This window comes from Ruegeria sp. AL11, assembly GCF_056540865.1.
In genome coordinates this window covers 269,286-287,467 of record NZ_JBQFXO010000006.1, presented here as the reverse complement: position 1 = coordinate 287,467, position 18,182 = coordinate 269,286, and the positions used below count along the sequence as shown (strand labels likewise).

The 18,182-nt window shown below is 59.4% G+C and carries 17 protein-coding genes; 6 read left to right on the top strand and 11 right to left on the bottom strand.

What is annotated here, in order from left to right:
- Positions 1–71: 71 nt before the first annotated feature.
- From ACR0IP_RS12125 to ACR0IP_RS12100, 6 genes are all read right to left on the bottom strand, one after another.
- A complete protein-coding gene (locus ACR0IP_RS12125) occupies positions 72–2,519 on the bottom strand; it encodes a GcvT family protein (protein WP_170690660.1) in 2,448 nt (815 codons plus the stop codon).
- Between the two features lie 16 nt (positions 2,520–2,535).
- The gene (locus tag ACR0IP_RS12120; protein WP_170375541.1) at positions 2,536–2,916 is read right to left on the bottom strand and encodes a GFA family protein; all 381 of its coding nucleotides are present in this window, start codon (positions 2,914–2,916) and stop codon (positions 2,536–2,538) included.
- 4 nt (positions 2,917–2,920) lie between these two features.
- Positions 2,921–3,544, bottom strand: coding sequence for a LysE family transporter (locus ACR0IP_RS12115; protein WP_170690661.1), 624 nt, complete (start codon positions 3,542–3,544; stop codon positions 2,921–2,923).
- Entirely contained in the window at positions 3,544–4,113 is a 570-nt protein-coding gene (locus ACR0IP_RS12110; protein WP_170690663.1) for an XRE family transcriptional regulator, read from the bottom strand. Before ACR0IP_RS12110 ends, ACR0IP_RS12115 begins: the two co-directional genes overlap by 1 nt.
- 125 nt (positions 4,114–4,238) lie before the next feature.
- Complete coding sequence (locus ACR0IP_RS12105; protein WP_170471370.1) at positions 4,239–4,691, bottom strand: GAF domain-containing protein; 453 nt, start codon at positions 4,689–4,691, stop codon at positions 4,239–4,241.
- Between the two features lie 94 nt (positions 4,692–4,785).
- Complete coding sequence (locus ACR0IP_RS12100; protein WP_480525756.1) at positions 4,786–5,958, bottom strand: thiolase family protein; 1,173 nt, start codon at positions 5,956–5,958, stop codon at positions 4,786–4,788.
- Positions 5,959–6,058: 100 nt separating this feature from the next.
- Between ACR0IP_RS12100 and ACR0IP_RS12095 the strand changes: the two genes are divergently transcribed.
- From ACR0IP_RS12095 to ggt, 3 genes are all read left to right on the top strand, one after another.
- The gene (locus ACR0IP_RS12095) at positions 6,059–6,397 is read left to right on the top strand and encodes an STAS domain-containing protein (RefSeq protein WP_170375551.1); all 339 of its coding nucleotides are present in this window, start codon (positions 6,059–6,061) and stop codon (positions 6,395–6,397) included.
- 14 nt (positions 6,398–6,411) lie between these two features.
- Positions 6,412–6,867: an ATP-binding protein gene (locus ACR0IP_RS12090; protein ID WP_170690669.1), complete on the top strand. Its 456-nt coding sequence runs from the start codon at positions 6,412–6,414 to the stop codon at positions 6,865–6,867.
- Positions 6,868–7,095: 228 nt separating this feature from the next.
- The gene (ggt, locus tag ACR0IP_RS12085; RefSeq protein WP_480525754.1) at positions 7,096–8,673 is read left to right on the top strand and encodes a gamma-glutamyltransferase; all 1,578 of its coding nucleotides are present in this window, start codon (positions 7,096–7,098) and stop codon (positions 8,671–8,673) included.
- A 25-nt stretch (positions 8,674–8,698) separates the two neighbouring features.
- Here ggt and hspQ read toward each other — a convergent pair whose 3' ends face one another.
- On the bottom strand, positions 8,699–9,025 hold the full coding sequence (hspQ, locus tag ACR0IP_RS12080; protein ID WP_170690673.1) for a heat shock protein HspQ: 327 nt from the start codon (positions 9,023–9,025) through the stop codon (positions 8,699–8,701).
- An 80-nt stretch (positions 9,026–9,105) separates the two neighbouring features.
- Here hspQ and ACR0IP_RS12075 point away from each other — a divergent pair, with 80 nt between their 5' ends.
- Together ACR0IP_RS12075 and ACR0IP_RS12070 are read left to right on the top strand one after the other, a co-directional pair.
- Positions 9,106–9,987 carry an AEC family transporter gene (locus ACR0IP_RS12075; protein WP_480525752.1) on the top strand — a complete coding sequence of 294 codons (882 nt, stop codon included), beginning with the start codon at positions 9,106–9,108 and terminating at the stop codon, positions 9,985–9,987.
- 61 nt (positions 9,988–10,048) lie between these two features.
- Positions 10,049–10,630 (top strand): transglycosylase SLT domain-containing protein, encoded by a 582-nt coding sequence (locus ACR0IP_RS12070; protein ID WP_170375559.1) that lies wholly within the window; start codon positions 10,049–10,051, stop codon positions 10,628–10,630.
- Between the two features lie 10 nt (positions 10,631–10,640).
- Here the strand turns inward: ACR0IP_RS12070 and ACR0IP_RS12065 are convergent, their stop codons facing one another.
- From ACR0IP_RS12065 to ACR0IP_RS12050, 4 genes are all read right to left on the bottom strand, one after another.
- Positions 10,641–11,237 carry an outer membrane lipoprotein carrier protein LolA gene (locus tag ACR0IP_RS12065; RefSeq protein WP_170666088.1) on the bottom strand — a complete coding sequence of 199 codons (597 nt, stop codon included), beginning with the start codon at positions 11,235–11,237 and terminating at the stop codon, positions 10,641–10,643.
- A gap of 39 nt (positions 11,238–11,276) precedes the next feature.
- Positions 11,277–14,210 (bottom strand): DNA translocase FtsK, encoded by a 2,934-nt coding sequence (locus ACR0IP_RS12060; protein ID WP_480525749.1) that lies wholly within the window; start codon positions 14,208–14,210, stop codon positions 11,277–11,279.
- A gap of 14 nt (positions 14,211–14,224) precedes the next feature.
- Complete coding sequence (locus ACR0IP_RS12055; protein WP_480525748.1) at positions 14,225–15,406, bottom strand: aminotransferase class I/II-fold pyridoxal phosphate-dependent enzyme; 1,182 nt, start codon at positions 15,404–15,406, stop codon at positions 14,225–14,227.
- A gap of 109 nt (positions 15,407–15,515) precedes the next feature.
- Positions 15,516–16,844 carry an amidase gene (locus ACR0IP_RS12050; protein WP_480525747.1) on the bottom strand — a complete coding sequence of 443 codons (1,329 nt, stop codon included), beginning with the start codon at positions 16,842–16,844 and terminating at the stop codon, positions 15,516–15,518.
- A 51-nt stretch (positions 16,845–16,895) separates the two neighbouring features.
- Between ACR0IP_RS12050 and ACR0IP_RS12045 the strand changes: the two genes are divergently transcribed.
- Positions 16,896–18,158: an FAD-dependent monooxygenase gene (locus tag ACR0IP_RS12045; protein ID WP_480525745.1), complete on the top strand. Its 1,263-nt coding sequence runs from the start codon at positions 16,896–16,898 to the stop codon at positions 18,156–18,158.
- Positions 18,159–18,182: the final 24 nt, after the last annotated feature.

Below are 18,182 nucleotides of genomic sequence, written 5' to 3'. Positions count from 1 at the left end.
GAAAGGCAGACTGGGGCCCGCCATGGGCCCCAGCTTGGAGTTTTGTGCCAATTTGGCAATCCCCAAAGGGATCAGGCGCGCAGACGCTCGTTGGCGGGATCCCAGAGCGGCTGGTCTTCCTGCACCACAGCCCGGTACTTCTGGCCGTAGATCTCAACCTCAAGCTCTGTGCCCGGGTTTGCGACCTCGGTCTTGACCATGCCCAGCGCGATAGACTTGCCAACACGATAGCCCCATGCGCCCGAGGTCGTCTCGCCCACGATCTGATCGCCCTGCCAGATGCAAGACATGTAAGGCGCGTCGCAATCGCCTGCGTCCACTGTCAGCGTGACAAAGGATTTCTTCACACCCTGTTGCTTTTCGTTCAGGATTGCGGACTTGCCGGGGAAGTTCTGCGGTTTATCCAGTTTGACGAACCGCTCCAGCCCGCCTTCCAGCAGCGAGTAGTCGGTCGACAGATCGCCCTTCCACGCACGGTAGCCTTTCTCGATACGCAGCGAGTTCAGGGCGTACATGCCGAACGGGGTCGCACCCGCGTCGAGGATCGCTTCGTAGATCGCCGGCATGTCTTCGTTGAGGGCGTGAACCTCCCACCCCAGCTCTCCGGCGAAGGAGACGCGGATCAGGAAGGCCGGTTTGCCCGCCACGGTCGCGGATTGATGCGTCAGCCAGCCGGTGGACAGATCCGCATTGCTGAGGCCCGAGAGAATCTCGCGCGATTTCGGGCCGGTCACTATCAGCGTGTCACGAGTGGTAGTGACGTCCTCGACCGAAACACTTTCTGGCATTGCTGACATCAGGATGTCGCGGTCGTGCCACTGCGCGGTAGCGGCCGTGATCATCACGAACTCATCCTCGCCTAGTCGGATACAGGACATCTCGGTCAGGATACGGCCACGGTCGTCCGAAATGTAGACGAGGTTGATGCGGCCAATCTTGGGCAGACCACCGGTGATCAGGCCGCGCAGAGTTTCGGCAGCACCTTCACCTTTGACCATGAAACGCGAGAAGCCCGGCAGGTCCAGCACGCCGCAATTGTCGCGGACAGCTTCGCACTCTTCCTTGATGCGCTGCTCCCACGGGCCCGAGCGACCCCATGTATGCGTGGCCTCAAGCGAGGTGTCGTCGCCCGGCTTGGCAAACCAGTTTGCGCGTTCCCAGCCGTTATAAGCGCCCATGACGCCGCCCAGTTCCTTGACCTTGGCATGGACTGGCGACAGTTTCTTGTCGCGCGCAGCAGGCCATTCATGGTGCGGGAAGTGCATGGCGTATTCGTTGCCGTAGACCTCCATGCCCTTCTGGTTGCAGTAGTCCTGATCGGTGTAGTCGGTGTAGCGTCGCGGATCGACGGCCCACATATCCCACTCGGTGTGGCCATCAACGATCCATTCGGCCAGCACTTTGCCTGCACCACCGCCTTGCGCGATGCCGAAGGTAAAGCTGTGCGCTTCAAACGCGTTCTTCACACCGGGCATCGGGCCGATCATCGGCAGACCGTCCGGCGCGTAAGGGATCGGGCCGTTGATCACGCGACCAACCCCCGAGGTTGCCATCAGCGGAACCCGTTCCATCGCGTCGGTGATGATGTCCTCAATCCGGTCCAGATCGTCGTTCCAAAGCTGGAAGCTGAAATCCTCGGGCATCGGATCGTCTTCGGTCATCCACTCGCCCTTGCAGTTGGGCTCATAGGGGCCAAGGTTGAAGCCGTTCTTTTCCTGACGCAGGTAGTATGAGATATCCACGTCGCGCAGCAGAGGCAGTTTGCCACCGTTCTCCTTCGACCATGCCTCAACCTCGGGGACTTCATCGGTCAGCAGGTACTGGTGGCTCATGACCATCGCGGGCACCATGCGGCCGCCATAGGGTTTGAACATCTTACCCACACGCTGCGCGTAATATCCGGCTGCGTTGACGACATAGTCACAGGCAATGTCGCCCTTTTCGGTGTGAACGGTCCAAGTGCCGTCATCGTGTTGCGTTACATCGGTGGCCGGGCAGAAGCGGATGATTTTTTGGCCCAGATCACGCGCGCCTTTGGCGAAGGCTTGTGTCAGCTGCGCCGGATCGATGTCGCCATCGGTCGGGTCGTACAGCACGCCTTCAAGGTCGTGGGTTTCCAGGAACGGGTAGCGCTCTTTCGCCTGCTCTGGGGTCCACATCTCCATCGGGATGCCCTGGTACAGACCCATCGACATCGCGCGTTCGAATTCCTGCATGCGCTCTTTACTGTGCGCCAAACGGATAGACCCCGAAACGTGGTAGTTCATCGGATAGTCGACTTCTTCGGCCAGACGCGAATACAGCTCGGTCGAATAGCGCTGCATGTTCATGATCGCCCACGAAGTCGAGAAGGTCGGCACGTTACCCGCCGCGTGCCATGTAGACCCCGCAGTCAGTTCGTTCTTTTCCAGCAGAACGCAGTCCGTCCAGCCCTTTTTCGCCAGATGATACAGGGACGAGCAGCCGACAACGCCGCCACCGATGATGACCACACGGGCCTTGGTTGGAAAATCACTCATGTGTTTTGATCCTCTGTTACTGTGCCCGCTGGGGCAGATCGTCTGAGATGTCGTAGTAGTCACCCTTGTCCGCGACAAAGATGTGCTTTGAGAGTTTCAGTCCCGTTGGTTCGCTGAGCGCCCCCATCGAGATCGAAATCGTGTCTTCTTCATTGTGCTGCCAGAACAGGAATGAGCCGCACTCGCTGCAGAACCCACGCCGAGCGGTCTCTGAGGCTCGGAACCAACGCAGCGTGTCACTGGCGGTGAAGCTCAGGTTGTCCTGATGCGTCCATGTCGATGACCAGACATGACCCGATTGTTTGCGGCACTGACCGCAATGGCAGGCAGAGGGCGGCGAGAGGTCTCCGTCAATCGTAAACGCAACTTTGCCGCAAAGGCAGGATCCCGTCTGCATATAGCTACCCCCTTGCTGCGGGCGCAGAGCTGGCACCCAGCAACACGCCATAGATGATGAAACAGGTCGCCATGATCCGGCGGACCCAGATATTGAACACAGCCCCCAATGCCGCCTTGCCCATCAGCGCGCCCAGCAGGGTAAAGCCGGTATAGCTGAGCGTCGTGATGATCAGAGCGGTTGGCATGATCACCCCCATCTGCTGCCAGATCGGCACGTCGGGCTGCACGAATTGCGAAAAGGCCGCCAGATAACCAGCAACGCTTTTCGGGTTGATCGTTGCCACCGCCAGCGCATGCAGATAGACATGCCGCGCGGGGCGTTCCGTGGCAGGCGCCGGTCGTTTCGCGTTGATCCATCCGCGAATACCAACCCAGATCAGAAACCCAGCCCCGACCAGTTTAGCGATGAAGAAGGCGGTAGGTGAGGCTGCGATCAGGGCCGTTATACCCAATGCCGACAAGATCAAAAACGCGCTCGCCTGTGTCAGGATCGCAAGCACCCCAAGCATCGCCTTCGGGAAGGGTAAGCTCATACCGTTTGAGATACAATTGACCGCATTCGGGCCCGGAGTGGTGACGAACACCACCCAGAACAGCGCGAATACGGTCCAGGCCTCAAAGCTCATCAGTATACCGGTGGTGCAATGACCCAGATGGCCACGGCGGGCTCATCATAGGGGTTTGCCCATTGATAGGGTTCGTGCTTGATGCGGAAACTGTCGCCCGGCCCGACCGTGAAGTGCCGCACGCCGATCGTCAGGTCCAGTTGACCCGAGATGATATAGCCGACCTCCTGCGTTGGTCGGTCCGCGGGTTTTTGCATTTTGGATCGGGGCTCAAAGGTGGAATGCACCATCTCGAAATCATCGGTCAGGTCTGGCGACAGAAGTTCCTCGATCAAGCCTTCCTCGCCTGAACCCATCGGGCGTCGTGACACGGCGCGGACCACATAGCCCTGCTCCTCGACCGGGGCTGCGGAATGCGAAAACAGCATCGACATGGGAACGCCCAGGCATTCCGCGATCTGACGCAGGTCCGAGATTGAAGGGTCGGACATGTCCCGCTCGACCTGACTCAGCCAGCCGACCGAGCGGTTCAGGCGGTCGGCGATTTCAGTCAGCGTCAAACCTCTTGCCTTGCGCAAGGCCCGCAAGTCCGCTCCGAGCGTCGCGCGCTGAGGGGTTTGCGTGTTCAAAGCCAGACTCCGATTCTCGTGAAATTCCTGTTACGTTTTTCACGATGCCTCAGTTCCGTGAAATTTCAAAGCGTTTTTTCACGACAGGTCGTAAGTCAGCGACCAAAACCAAACATAACAGAGGTTTAGGCAGAGAACACGTTCTGAAGAATTTTGGTCAGTTCGGACGCGTCAACATCCGTGAAAGCATCCGGCTGGTCGCTGTCGATGTCAAACACGGCAATAACGGCGCCCGAGGCATCGCGCACGGGCAAAACAAGCTCTGACCTTGTGGAAGATGCGCAGGCGATATGACCCGGAAAGGCATCCACATCCGGAACCAGCTGCACCTCACCCGTGCGCGCGGCTGCGCCGCATACGCCGCGCTCGAACGGGATGACCAGACACCCGTGACCGCCTTGATACGGGCCGATTTTCAGCAAGCCCGGTTCGGTGACGCGATAGAACCCCGTCCAGTCAAAGCGATTATCGGCGTGATGCACCTCGCACGCGATGGTCGCCATCAGGGAGACCTGATCGGTTTCGCCTTCGGTTAGTGAGGCGATGGTTTTGGCGAGGGTATCATAGTCGACGGTCATGTTGGCACTTCTTCGTTTCGGGTCAGGGGGGCGCTGCCCCCTCTTGAGCCAAAGGCTCAACTCACCCCCGGAGTATTTGCAAAAAGATGAAGGGTCAAATGCGTTCGATGGCGATTGCTGTGCCCTCTCCGCCTCCGATGCAGATGGCGGCAATACCGCGTTTCAGGCCGCGTTTTTCCAGAGCGTTCAAAAGGGTGACCATGATCCGGGCACCCGATGCGCCGATTGGGTGGCCCAGGGCGCAGGCTCCGCCATTGACGTTGACCTTGTCGCGCGGCAGGCCCATTTCGTGCATGAAAGCCATCGGGACCACGGCGAAGGCCTCGTTCACCTCCCACAGGTCCACATCCTCTTTGGTCCAGCCCAGACGCTCCAACAGCTTTTGCGCTGCAGGAACCGGAGCGGTTGTGAACAGGCCCGGGGCCTGCGCATAGCTGGCGTGGCCCAAAACGCGTGCACGGACGGTCAGTCCTTGTGCTTTGGCAGCGTCTGCCGAGGCCAGAACGAGAGCCGCCGCTCCGTCGGAAATGGAAGAGGAGTTTGCCGCCGTCACCGTGCCATCCTGACGGAAGGCTGGTTTCAGTGTCGGGATTTTCTCGGGTCGGGCGGATTTGGGTTGCTCATCCGCCTCGAGCACCAACGCCCCCTTGCGGGTTTGCACCGTAACCGCTGCGATTTCCCCATCAAATGCGCCACTGTCCTGCGCGGCCAGCGCGTTCGAGAGGGATCGCAGCGCGTAGTCATCCTGCGCCTCACGGGTGAACTGATAGGTCTCGGCGCAGTCTTCTGCGAAAGTTCCCATCAGACGGCCTTTGTCATAGGCATCTTCAAGCCCGTCCAGAAACATGTGGTCCACAACCTGCCCGTGCCCAATCCGCGCACCACCGCGCATCTTGGGCAGCATGTAGGGCGCGTTCGTCATACTCTCCATCCCGCCCGCGATCATGGTATCCGTGTGGCCCAATGCGATCTGATCAAACGCGATCATGGCGGCCTTCATACCCGAACCGCACATCTTGTTGAGGGTCGTGGCGGGCACCTCTTCGCCCAACCCGGCGGCAAACCCCGCTTGACGCGCCGGAGCCTGCCCTTGCCCCGCCGGAAGCACACAGCCCATCAGGACTTCGTCGACAGTTTCCGCGCCCGCCTGCTGCAAGGCGGCGCGAATCGCGGTTCCGCCAAGTTCGGCAGCGGGAACACCCTCGAACATGCCCTGGAACCCTCCCATAGGTGTACGGGCCGCGCCTGCGATCACAACGTCTTTCATCGGAAATCCCTCCTCTTGCCGGGACTTGAATACCGAATGGTAAGATTTGCCGTCTAGCGTATTTCTACGACGCAATTTCAGCTGAAAAGGGCGGTCAATCATGGGGCTGACCAGCACAACTAACGAAGGGGCACAGATCATCACCGTTCATTCGGAACGGATAGATGCGGCCATCGCGATCCAGTTCAAGGAAGACATGCGCCGCGAAACAGAAACCGACGCAACGCGCTTCGTTCTGGATCTGGCAGGCGTGGAATTCATTGATTCAAGCGGATTGGGGGCCATTGTCGCCTCGATGAAACAAATCGGAAGCGAACGCCGCCTGGATCTGGCCGGGTTGCAACCCGTGGTCGAAAAAGTGTTTCGCCTGACGCGAATGGATACCGTTTTCAGGTTGTTCGATTCCCTCGACGACGCGCTGTCGGCGCAAGCAGAGTAATGCGGCCAACGTAGATGTGTGTACCGCTGTCCAGTGATCAAACCTGCCTGCAGTTGAGCTTTCCGGCGATTGAAGCGGAAGCCAGCACTGGCATTGCGGAATTAAGCGCAGACCTGGCCCGACACGGCTTGCCTGTCGAAAAAGCGGATGACGTGAAGATTGCCTTGGCGGAAGCGATCAACAACGTCGTCGAGCATGCCTATTCTGGCATCGAACCCGCCAAAGTGCAGGTCTGTTGCCGGTTGGAGCACAACCAACTGGACATTCTGATATCGGATACGGGGCGTCCGCTGCCCGGCTGCAAACCTCCGGATGGGACCCCGGCCTCGGTTGAGACCAGCCTGCAGAACCTGCCAGAAGGGGGTTTTGGTTGGTATCTGATTCACGAACTGACAAGCGAGATTCGGTATGAGCGTCGTGATGGTTGCAATCTGTTGTCGCTACGGTTTGACGTCCCAATACCCGAATGAACCAGAGTATTTGACGCGAAATGGCCACAATAAGGCCTTTTTCGAACCATTACGCCGCCCCAAACGACTGCCAAACCTATCACCGTAGCTCAGATAGCTTCCCTCGGCGCCAAGTGTCACAGCCCCCACCCAGTGAACGGCGCCGAGGAACCTCCCTCCCCTCATTGAAGAACTGGACAATCATTCCCAGCGCGATAGTTTCCCGGTGTTCAAAGTAAGGGGATGATGATGCGGGATTTACACAAGCCGGGCCGGTCCGAAGTTCTGGCCACAAACGGGATGTGTGCGACTTCGCACCCTCTTGCAGCGAAAACCGCCGTCGACATTCTGGAACGCGGCGGCAATGCCATGGATGCAGCCATTGCCGGGGCGGTCTTGCTGGGAATTTGCGAGCCGCAGATGACCGGTTTGGGCGGCGATTGCTTTGTCCTCTACAACCGTGCGGGGGAACAGCAGATTCGCGCTTTGAATGGCTCGGGCCGGGCTCCTGCTGCTGCGCAAGCCAGCGCACTACGGGATCGGGGCTTGACTTCGGTGCCTCTGACCAGCCCAGACGCGGTTACAATTCCGGGCGCGGTCGATGCGTTCTGCCATCTCAGTCAAACCGAAGGCCGACTGGGGCTGGATGCAATACTGCAACCGGCCATTCACTATGCGGAACAGGGTGTGCCGGTTGCTCCACGCGTTTCCTTCGACTGGCAGAACGGCGAGCCGACCCTCCAAGGGGCCGCGCGGGATCACTATTTGATACAGGGGCAAGTACCCAAGACAGGTCAGGTCTTTCGAGCGCCAAAACAGGCCGAGGTTCTACGACGGGTGGCAAAGGATGGCCGGGATGCCTTCTATTCTGGTGAAATCGCGGAGGATATGATCGCCGCCCTTTCCGCCTTGGGGGGCCTCCACACCACCGAGGATTTCCAATCGACCCAATGCACCCCCTCCGATCCGATGCGCGGCACCTATCAGGGCGTTGATCTGGTCGAGCATCCCCCCAACGGCCAAGGCGCAACGGCGATTTTGCTACTGAATATCCTCAAGCATTTTGAACTTGCCAGCATGAACCCATTGGGCGCGGAACGGGTCCACATCGAGGCCGAAGCTACGAAACTGGCCTATGACGCACGCAACCGCTTCATCGCAGATCCCGATCATATGGCGCGGGCCGAGCAGTTTTTGGACAAAGACATCGCCACATCCCTCGCGGCTTTGATTGATCCGAAACAGGCCATGCCCGCTGCCGCCCCGCTGACCGAAGCGATCCACAAGGACACCGTCTACATTACAGTCGTCGACCGCGATCAGATGGCCGTGTCGTTGATCTATTCGATCTTCCACAGTTTCGGCTCGGGTATCGCATCCGAGAAATACGGCATCTTGCTGCAAAACCGCGGCGCAGGCTTCACCCTGCAAGCCGGGCACCCAAATGAGCTGGGTGGCGGCAAACGCCCGATGCACACGATCATTCCCGGCATGCTGGCCGAGAACAACCGCGTGATGATGCCCTTCGGTGTTATGGGCGGGGCGTATCAACCCACAGGACATGCGCGGTTCGTGTCAAACCTGATGGATTTCGGCTTTGACCTACAAGAGGCCATCAACGCCCCCCGCGCCTTCGCCGACGGAGGCATCCTGAAGCTCGAGCGCGGGTTCCCCGAAGCGGTAGCTCAACAATTAAGCGAATTGGGTCACACTGTGGAAACACCAGAAACTCCACTGGGTGGCGCACAGGCCATACGAATCCGTGAAGACGGTGTTTTGGAGGGGGCCAGTGACCCCAGAAAGGACGGTTGCGCGTTGGGATATTGATAAACGCGCCGACGCGTCGCCCCGCTCAGTTCAGATGGAAGTGCAGCGGGTATGACCCATCCTCGAAAGGGCCGAACATGTTGGGGATGTCAGGATGCTCAACCGGCTCACCCGATCGGTCCTCAATCAGATTTTGTTCTGAAACATAAGCCACATAGAAGGATTGGTCGTTCTCAGCCAACAGGTGATAGAACGGCTGATCTTTGATCGGCCGACTGTCTTCGGGGATGGCTTCGTACCATTCCTCGGTATTCGAAAACTCTGGATCCACGTCAAAAATCACCCCTCGGAAGGGATGTTTCTTATGTCGCACAATTTGTCCCAGGCCGTACTTGGCATGTGTCTTTAGCATTGTTTCAGCCCCCAAAGCAGTTACTACCTCTTTCCGGGCAGAAAAGCCAATCATTGATGTGAAATTAAGGGAAACAGTCTGTGAACCTCATACTGACAGTGTTCGAAATTGCGGCACCAGTGTTCCTTTTGTCAGCAATGGGCTTTGTCTGGGTCAAGCTTGGCTTTGAGTACCGCCTACAATTTGTGACGCGTTTTGCGATGACGCTGGCAGTCCCCAGTCTGATTTTCGTGGCCTTGATGCAGACCGAAATTCCGGGTGGTGACCTGTCACGGTTCACTCTGGCCACCATTGCGGCCAATCTGGTTCTCGCGGTCGTGTTCTGGGTCATAGTAAACGTGCTAAAGCTTGAGCAACGCACCTACCTTTCGCCGTTGATCTTCGGAAACACCGGCAATTTGGGCCTTCCCCTATGCATCTTTGCATTTGGTCAGGCCGGTTTGGGATATGCCGTGATCTTTCTGGCCGTGACCGCGCTGTTTTCCTTTACCTACGGGATCTATCTGGTCGCGGGCAAAGGCGCTTTTGGACAGGTCATCCGTCAGCCCATGGTCTGGGCCACGCTGCTGGGGGCGCTGTTCTTGTGGCAAGACTGGGAAACACCTCTGTTCCTAACCAACACCTTGGATTTGCTGGGGCAAATGGCTGTTCCGATGATGCTTGTAACCGTTGGTGTGGCAATCGCGCGACTAACCTCTCGCAGTCTTCACCAGGCCATTTGGCTGTCGCTTCTCAAGCTGGTGGTCTGCTTCGCCCTTGGTTGGGGCGTTGCCATCCTCTTCGGGCTTGAAACCATCGCATTCGGTGTTCTGGTCTTGCAAATGTGTACCCCGGTCGCTGTCACGTCATACCTGCTGGCCGAGCGGTTTGAGGCCGACGCAGACGCCGTAGCAGGCATGGTTATGGTCTCAACGGTGCTGTCTGTCGCCGCGTTACCGGGTGTTTTGGCTATCGTTCTGTAACGATTGTGATTTCCTCAGCGCTCAATCTGCGCTAGAATGCCAGAAAAAAGGCACGAGGCACATGAGCAGAATTCTATTCGTACTCCTAGGGGTGCTGCTTTTGGCATCCTGTGGTGGCGGGTCTAAACAGCCACCCAGCAGACTAAATGACGCGTGCAGCATTGCGCGCGAGAAACCTGACTACATCAAAGCCTTCAAAAAAACCGAGCGGAAATGGGGTGTCCCCGTTCACGTTCAGATGGCGACGATCTATCAGGAAAGCCGCTATCGTCATGATGCGCGCACCCCGCACCGCTATGTGCTGGGCGTGATCCCGATGGGTCGGCAGAGCAGCGCCTTTGGCTACAGCCAGGCTCTGGACGGCACGTGGGAAGAATACCAGCGTGAAACCGGAAAACGCCGCGCCAAGCGGGACCGAATTCGCGACGCGTCCGATTTCATCGGCTGGTACATGAACAAAACCTACGAGCGGAACGGCATCAACCTGGGCGACACGCGCAACCAGTATCTGGCCTATCACGAAGGTCATACAGGCTATGCGCGCGGCAGCTACAACCAGAAATCCTGGCTATTGAATGTGGCCAGCGATGTCGATGCACGGGCCAACCTGTATCAAGCTCAGCTGGCCAGCTGCCGCTACTGACTTGGGCGGGTCAGCGGTCGCTAGACCCGACCCGTTTGCTGTTCGAGAACAAGCTCTGATCGAGGCGTCCGCCCTCGGTCAGTTCCCCCAGAAGAACCGTGGTTTGAGTGCCTGCGTTGTCGTGGATCACCCATTTCCGCAGCTCGACGGGGTTGTCCGTAAACATCAGCTCAATTCGCCCCGACTCAGGGTTTTTAGGGTCTTGTGCCGTCACAACGGTTGCGGTGCCGTCAAAGTCGTGACCAACGACCATATTGGCCTGCCCCAGATTTACGTTCCGAGCCAGCACAAGTGACAGAGGCGTCCGTTTCAGCGGGTATTGTTCAGGTGGCTGGTTGGATTTCGGATCAAAGATCTGAACACTCCCCGAACGCGCAAGAACAACAGCACTGTCGGGCGGATCATATTCGAACCGCATCTTACCGGGTCGTTGAATCCATAGCTTGCCGGTACTGAGCGAGCCATCATCGTTTACTTGGGTAAAGCTGGTCTGAACCGTTTTCATCTTGTTCAGATAATTGGAGATCTCCGACAGCGGCAGCTTGTCCGCCGCCCATGCGGCAGGCGCGGCCAGTGTCAAAGCAAGGGCAAAAGCAATCTGTTTCATACGACTCAGATAAGGCTTCTGCCCTTGTTATTAAATATCCTACTGCTCGGGGACGAGGATTTCCCGCTTACCGACGTGATTTGCCGCCGAAACAACGCCTTCGTCCTCCATCTGTTCGACCAGACGGGCGGCCTTGTTGTAGCCGATGGCAAGTTTCCGCTGGATGTAAGAGGTCGAGCATTTGCGATCCTTGATCACAATCGCCACCGCCTGATCATACAGCGCATCTTCGCCATTTGTGTTGCCACCGGTGTTCAGGCCCAGAACGGCGTCGATATTGTCGGCTTTTTCCTCAGCCGGGCCATCGACCACACCGCTCATGTAATCGGGCGGACCGAATTGCTTCAGGTGGTTGACGATTTCTTCGACCTCTTCGTCCGAGACAAACGGGCCGTGGCAACGGGTAATCTTGGCGCCACCCGCCATATAGAGCATGTCACCCTGTCCCAGTAGCTGCTCGGCGCCCATCTCACCCAGGATGGTGCGACTATCGACCTTCGAGGTCACCTGGAACGAAATCCGGGTCGGGAAGTTCGCCTTAATTGTACCGGTAATCACGTCGACCGAGGGGCGCTGCGTGGCCATGATCAGGTGGATACCCGAAGCCCGCGCCATTTGCGCCAGACGCTGAATGCAGGCTTCGATCTCCTTGCCTGCGACCATCATCAGGTCGGCCATCTCGTCGACGATGACGACGATATAGGGCATCGCCTCAGGCGCGAACTCTTCGGTCTCGAAGGTCGGTTCGCCGGTTTCATCGTCAAAGCCGGTCTGGACCGTGCGGCTGAACATCTCGCCTTTAGCCAGCGCGTCTTTCACCCGGCCATTATAGCCCGCAATGTTGCGGACACCCATTTTGGACATCTTGCGATAACGATCCTCCATCTCGCCCACGACCCATTTCAGAGCGACAACCGCCTTTTTCGGGTCGGTCACAACGGGCGACAGTAGATGCGGAATGCCGTCATAAACCGACAGTTCCAGCATCTTGGGGTCGATCATGATCAGGCGGCATTCATCAGGACTCAGTTTGTAAAGCAACGACAGGATCATGGTGTTGATCGCCACCGACTTACCCGAGCCGGTCGTCCCCGCGATCAGCAGGTGAGGCATCTTGGCCAGGTTGGCCACAACGGACTCGCCCCCGATATCCTTGCCCAGCGCCAGAGGCAGAGCATGGTTGCCATCGCCGAAATCACGGCTGGCGAGTATTTCGCGCAGCACCACCATCTCGCGGTTTTCATTGGGTAGTTCGATGCCAATGACCGAGCGTCCGGGCAGGGTCGAAACCCGTGCCGACAGCGCCGACATCGATCGCGCGATATCGTCGGCCAGACCAATCACCCGGCTGGCCTTCAGGCCCGGCGCGGGTTCCAGCTCGTACATGGTGACCACCGGACCGGGGCGGACGCTGACGATCTCACCTTTCACGCCGTAGTCGTCCAGCACGTTCTCCAGCATCCGCGCGTTTTCTTCCAGCGCCTCGTCACTCAGATGATGACGCTGAATGCTGGCCGGGTTGGACAACAGGCCCAAGGGGGGCAGTTCGAAATCGGAATGGCGTTCCTCGAACGACAGGGTCGGCTGCGCCTCGGCCTGCGCCCGACGGGACGGTGGCGGAGTGCGACGGACGGGTTGGGCAACAACAGGCTTGCGCGGCTCGGCAACCGGGATCTTCACGGCTGGGCGCTGTGGCACAACCGGTCCAGGTGTCGCCGTATCTTCGAACACCGCGTCATCGTCGAAATCATGCGCGGCGTAGTCATCCTCAGGCAGGTAGTCTGCCTCGGGCTCATAATCAGGCTCGGGCTGATAGTCATGCGCCGAGTCTTGCCACGTCGGCTCAGCCGACAAAACAGGCTCGGGCGGCAGGGCAGCAGCGGTCATGGGCGGCTCGGGCGGCAGTTCACCCGCCCCTCTGGGATTGAAGATCAGCGGGTCCGGCCCACGCCCGCGGCCCTTGGTCAGAGGCAGATTGGGGTCATGTTCAGGGGCCATCTCACCGGTCGCCACCTTACGATTGCGCACAGCGGCCGAAATCTTCGAGCGGATACGATCTTCGCCCGGCATTTCATCAAAACCCTGCACTGGCATGGCTTCGACCAATTCAGGCTCTGGCAGTGGCTCAGGGCGGCGGATCAGCGCTGGCATCCGGGCCAGCAGGCCGGTCTTGGGGGCAGGTTCGGGTTCTTCCTCGGCGTCTTCGAAGATTGGGTCTTCAAACGCGATCTCATCGTCGAAAACGGGTTCGATCCGCGCGGCGCGGTGCTCTTTCCATTGTTCACGACGCTCTCGCGCTGACTGTACCGTGGCCGAGGCACCCCGACCCAGCAGGTTCATCAGCATGTCGTAGGACATCACCAGCCCCAGTAGGAAAGCACGCGTTCCACGCGCGACATCAGCTTTGGTGAAGCCCAGAACAAAAATACCCAACGACAGCATTCCGACGGCCATGGCCAGCGACATCAGCTTGACCAGGAAATGGGAGGAGATCGGCAGAAGCGTCAGCAAAGCCCCCATGACGGTGTCGCCAAACAGTCCGCCCAACCCATAGCTATGTGTCGCGCGCCAGACCTCGCCCGGAACCAGAGTGGCGGCGTAAACCGAGACGATGGCGATCCAGATCGGCGCAAAGATCAGCCGCGCCACGGCGCGGTCTTCGCCGAAATGACCGGCAAAACGCACACCCCAACCAATCAGAACCAGCGCGATCCCCCAGCTGCCCCAGCCAACGATCATGAACAACGGCGCAGCGATCGAGGCACCGATCCGGCCCATCCAGTTCTGCACCGGCGCGTCGGTCGAGACCATCCAGTTCGGATCTTCCGGTGTGTAGGACCAGATCATTGCCGCAGCGGCCAGCCCCAACAGGATCAGAGCGATCCCGATCAGTTCCTTGGTGCGCCGCTCAATCGCGGCCTGAGTCGTGCTGTCCAGTAATGGATCGCGGTTGCGCGCGTTCAATGATGCCATTTTGCCCTCGTACCTCACGAATAGATGCAGTCACGAAGCTTGATCAGCCCCTGCTGCAACTCTTTTTTTGGAGCCACCAAAGCGGCCCGGATAAATTGCTCACCCGGGTTTTGCCCCGGATCACCTTGTGAAAGATATGCGCCCGGCAGGACCCGAACGCCGGTCTCCTGCCACAGCTTCAATGCGGTTTCTTCGCCGTTCTCGACTGGCAGCCACAGGAAAAACCCAGCCTCGGGCGGCATATAGCCCTGCAGGCCCGAGAAGATCTCATCCGCGATGGCGTATTTTTCCTGATAGAGCGCGCGGTTCTCGACCACATGCGTCTCATCGGCCCAGACGCGCGCAGCGGCAGCTTGCAGCGGCAGCGGCAATGGCGCACCCGCATAGTTGCGCAGCTGTTTGACCCGTTTGATACTGTCCGGCCCGCCCGCAATCAGACCCGAGCGCAGCCCGGCCAAGTTCGACCGTTTCGACAGAGAGTTGAACAGTAGGACCCGCTCAGGATCAGCGCCCAGCTCTTGTGCGACGGTCAGGGCACCAGTTGGGGCCTCATCGCGGTAAATCTCGGAATAGCACTCATCGGCGAAAATGCGGAAATCGTATTTCTCGGCCAACCCGATCAACTCGGCCCAATAGTCGCGCGAGGCGACAGCCCCCTGCGGGTTCGCGGGCGAGCAGATATAGGCGGCAACCGTCCGGTTCAGCACATCCTCAGACAGGCTGGCATAGTCCGGCAAATGGCCGGTCGCGGCGGTGGCGGACACAAAATAGGGCTGCGCCAGGACCGAGATCGAGGCGACCATATAGACCTGATAAAACGGGTTCGGACACAGAATGATGGGATCTTGTCCGTTCTTCTGTTCGGGGCACAGCGCCATCGCCGCATTGTACAGCCCCTCACGCGTGCCGTTCAGGGCCATCACATTGGTATCGGGGTCCATCGTCACGCGGTAGCGGCGCTTGATCCAGTCGGTGATCGAACCTCGCAGCTCGGGCGAGCCTTCATTCGGGGGATAGCCCTGAAACCCGGCCGCGTTTTCTGTGATGACGTCTGTGACCCAAGCGGGGAAATCATGCATCGGCGCGCCGATGGTCATGTGAATCACGTCTCCGCCCGGTTGATGATGGTCCAACAGGGTGCGCAGACGCGGGAATGCGTATTCCGGTAGGTTCGAAAACCGCTCGGGGAAATTCATATCTACTGCCTCAATATCGGGATCGTTTTCGCCCCGTTTGATTGGCAGATTACAGATCGGACACCGCCCCGTCCAGACAAAGAGGTTCCGAATCAGGGGATTGTGGCATTCACGCCAATGCGGTTTCCGCCGCGGAACCCAACCGAAGCAGTGCTTCTTCCGAGCCGGGATAGCCCAGCATCATCAAGCCACAGCCCGCAGTTCCGGTCGGCAGGGTCAGCGCCGCAAGCCCCATCAGATTGCCGATACGCGTGTTGCGCAGGGCCAGCAGATTCTCGGTCACGTAATAGTCGTGATCGCTGAGGAGCCGCTCTAGGTTGGGCGGTAGGATGGGAGCGGTTGGCGCCAGAACCGCATCAAACTCAGCGGTCGCCGCATCCCATGCCGCGCGGCAGGCCTTGAGCTTGGACCACGCGGCCACATAGTCGGGGCCTGACACGTCCTTGCCTGTGCGAAACCGTTCAAGAATCTCAGGATACATCGCTTCGGGGTTGGCTTCGATGACGTCTTTCCACAGCCCGTAGGCCTCGGTCGTGTAGAGCACACCCGAAAGCGCCATTGCATCGTGCAGTTCAGGCACCTCCAGCGGCACGATCTCGGCCCCGGCATCGCGCAAACGGTCCAGCGCATCGTCGAAGGCCTGTCGCGGCGCATCGCGCAGGTCGTCCTTGGCGACGTTTTGCAACTCGGCAAAGCGGCGGCCTTTCAGGCTGGCACCCCGCAGATCCGCCGGCGTGCCGCCTTCAAGCAAAGCCAGCATATGGGCGGCATCTTCGACGGAACGCGCCAGAGGGCCAACCGTATCGAACCGCAGACAGAGCGGCACGACCCCTTCGAGGCTGAGCCGACCGGCCGTGGTTTTCAGCCCCACCAGATTGTTCCAAGCCGCCGGTATGCGCACCGACCCACCCGTGTCCGAGCCAATCCCGCAGGCCGCCAGCCCCCAGGCCACCGAGGCCCCGGCCCCCGAGGATGAGCCGCCCGGCACGGCGTCCTCATCATCCACACAAGGCGGGGTGTCCGTGATCGGGTTCAGGCCAAGCCCTGAAAACGCCAGCTCGCTCATATGGGTTTTACCAAGGCAAACGGTGCCCATGGCCGTTGCGTTGCGCAAAACCACCGCATCCGCGTCCGGCACGCGCCCTTTCAACAGGGCCGAGCCCGCCTCGGTTCCAATACCAGCCGTGTCGAACAGATCCTTCCAGCTGATCGGCACGCCATCCAGCAAGGATCGACGCAAGCCTAAGGCGGCGCGCTCTTTCGCGGCTTTCGCCTCAGACCGGGCGCGGTCATGGGTGACGCGCGCATAGATACGGTCGCGATGGGGATGGGCGTCAATGGCGGCCAGATAGGTCTCGGTCAATTCAACGGGGTCGATTTGCCCCATACCGATACCACGGCCCAAATCACAGGCCGTCATGGTTAGCCATTCCTGCATCACACCCCTCCTTGCGTCTGACTTTCTGGGACGGTAGCGACAGGACCGCACATGGACAATCCCGAAAGGGCGCGCATATTGCAGGGCATGACACAGGCATCGAAAATCCTGATCGTGGGCGGAGGCCTGAACGGCGCGGCCCTGGCATTGGCACTGGCGCAAACCGGGCATTCTGTTTGCGTGATAGACACGTTGGGCGAAAAGGTCCGCAAAAACGCGGCATTCGACGGGCGGTCTTATGCGCTGGCGCTGGCGTCAAAGCGGTTGCTCGATGCAATCGGCGTGTGGGAGCGGGTCGAGGAACATGCCCAGCCCATGCTTGAGATCAAGGTCACCGACGGCCATGCGGGTATCGGGCCATCACCCTTTTTCATGCATTTCGACCATACCGAGATCGAGGAAGGCCCGATGGGCTACATGGTCGAAGATCGCCACCTGCGCCGCGCGTTTCTTGAGGCGATGGCGCAAGACAAAGCGATCACCCAGATCAACGGCAGAACGGTCGTTTCGCAACAGGTCGATGCAACCGGCGTGACGTTGAAGCTGGATGATGGTGCGAGTGTTGACGGCCATCTGATCGTAGGCTGCGACGGGCGCAGCAGCGGAACCGCGTCCCGCGCCGGGATCAAGCGTACCGGTTGGGATTACGGCCAGACTGCCCTTGTCTGCGCGATTGAACACGAACTGCCGCATCACGGCATTGCCCATCAGTTCTTCATGCCTCCCGGCCCACTTGCGATCCTGCCACTGACCGGCAATCGCAGCTCGATCGTCTGGAGCGAACGCACCGAAGTCGCACAGCGTATCAACACCCTGCCCGAGGCCGAGTATCTGCAGGTCTTGCGCCCCCGGTTTGGAGATTTTCTGGGCGACATTCGTCTGCAGGGCGACCGCTTCACCTATCCGTTGAACCTGACCATCGCCAATTCCTTCATCTCGGATCGACTGGCCCTTGTTGGCGACGCCGCACACGGGATGCACCCCATTGCAGGCCAGGGCCTGAACGCCGGGCTGCGGGACGTGGGTGCGTTGGCCGAAGTGCTGACCTTGGCCGGACGGCGCGGCGAGGATATCGGCTCGGTTCTGGTGCTGGAGCGCTATCAGGAATGGCGGCGGTTCGACACGGCCTCGCTGGCGATGGCGACCGATATGTTCAACAAGCTGTTTTCGAACGACAACCCGCTGCTGCGCCTTGGGCGGGACATCGGGATGGGCATTGTCGGATCCCTGCCCGGCCTGCGCCGGGGCTTTGTTCGCGAAGCCGCCGGGTTGACCGGCGACCTGCCGAAGCTGTTGCAAGGACGGCCGATCTAGAGCGTTCTTTAGCGTTCAAAAACG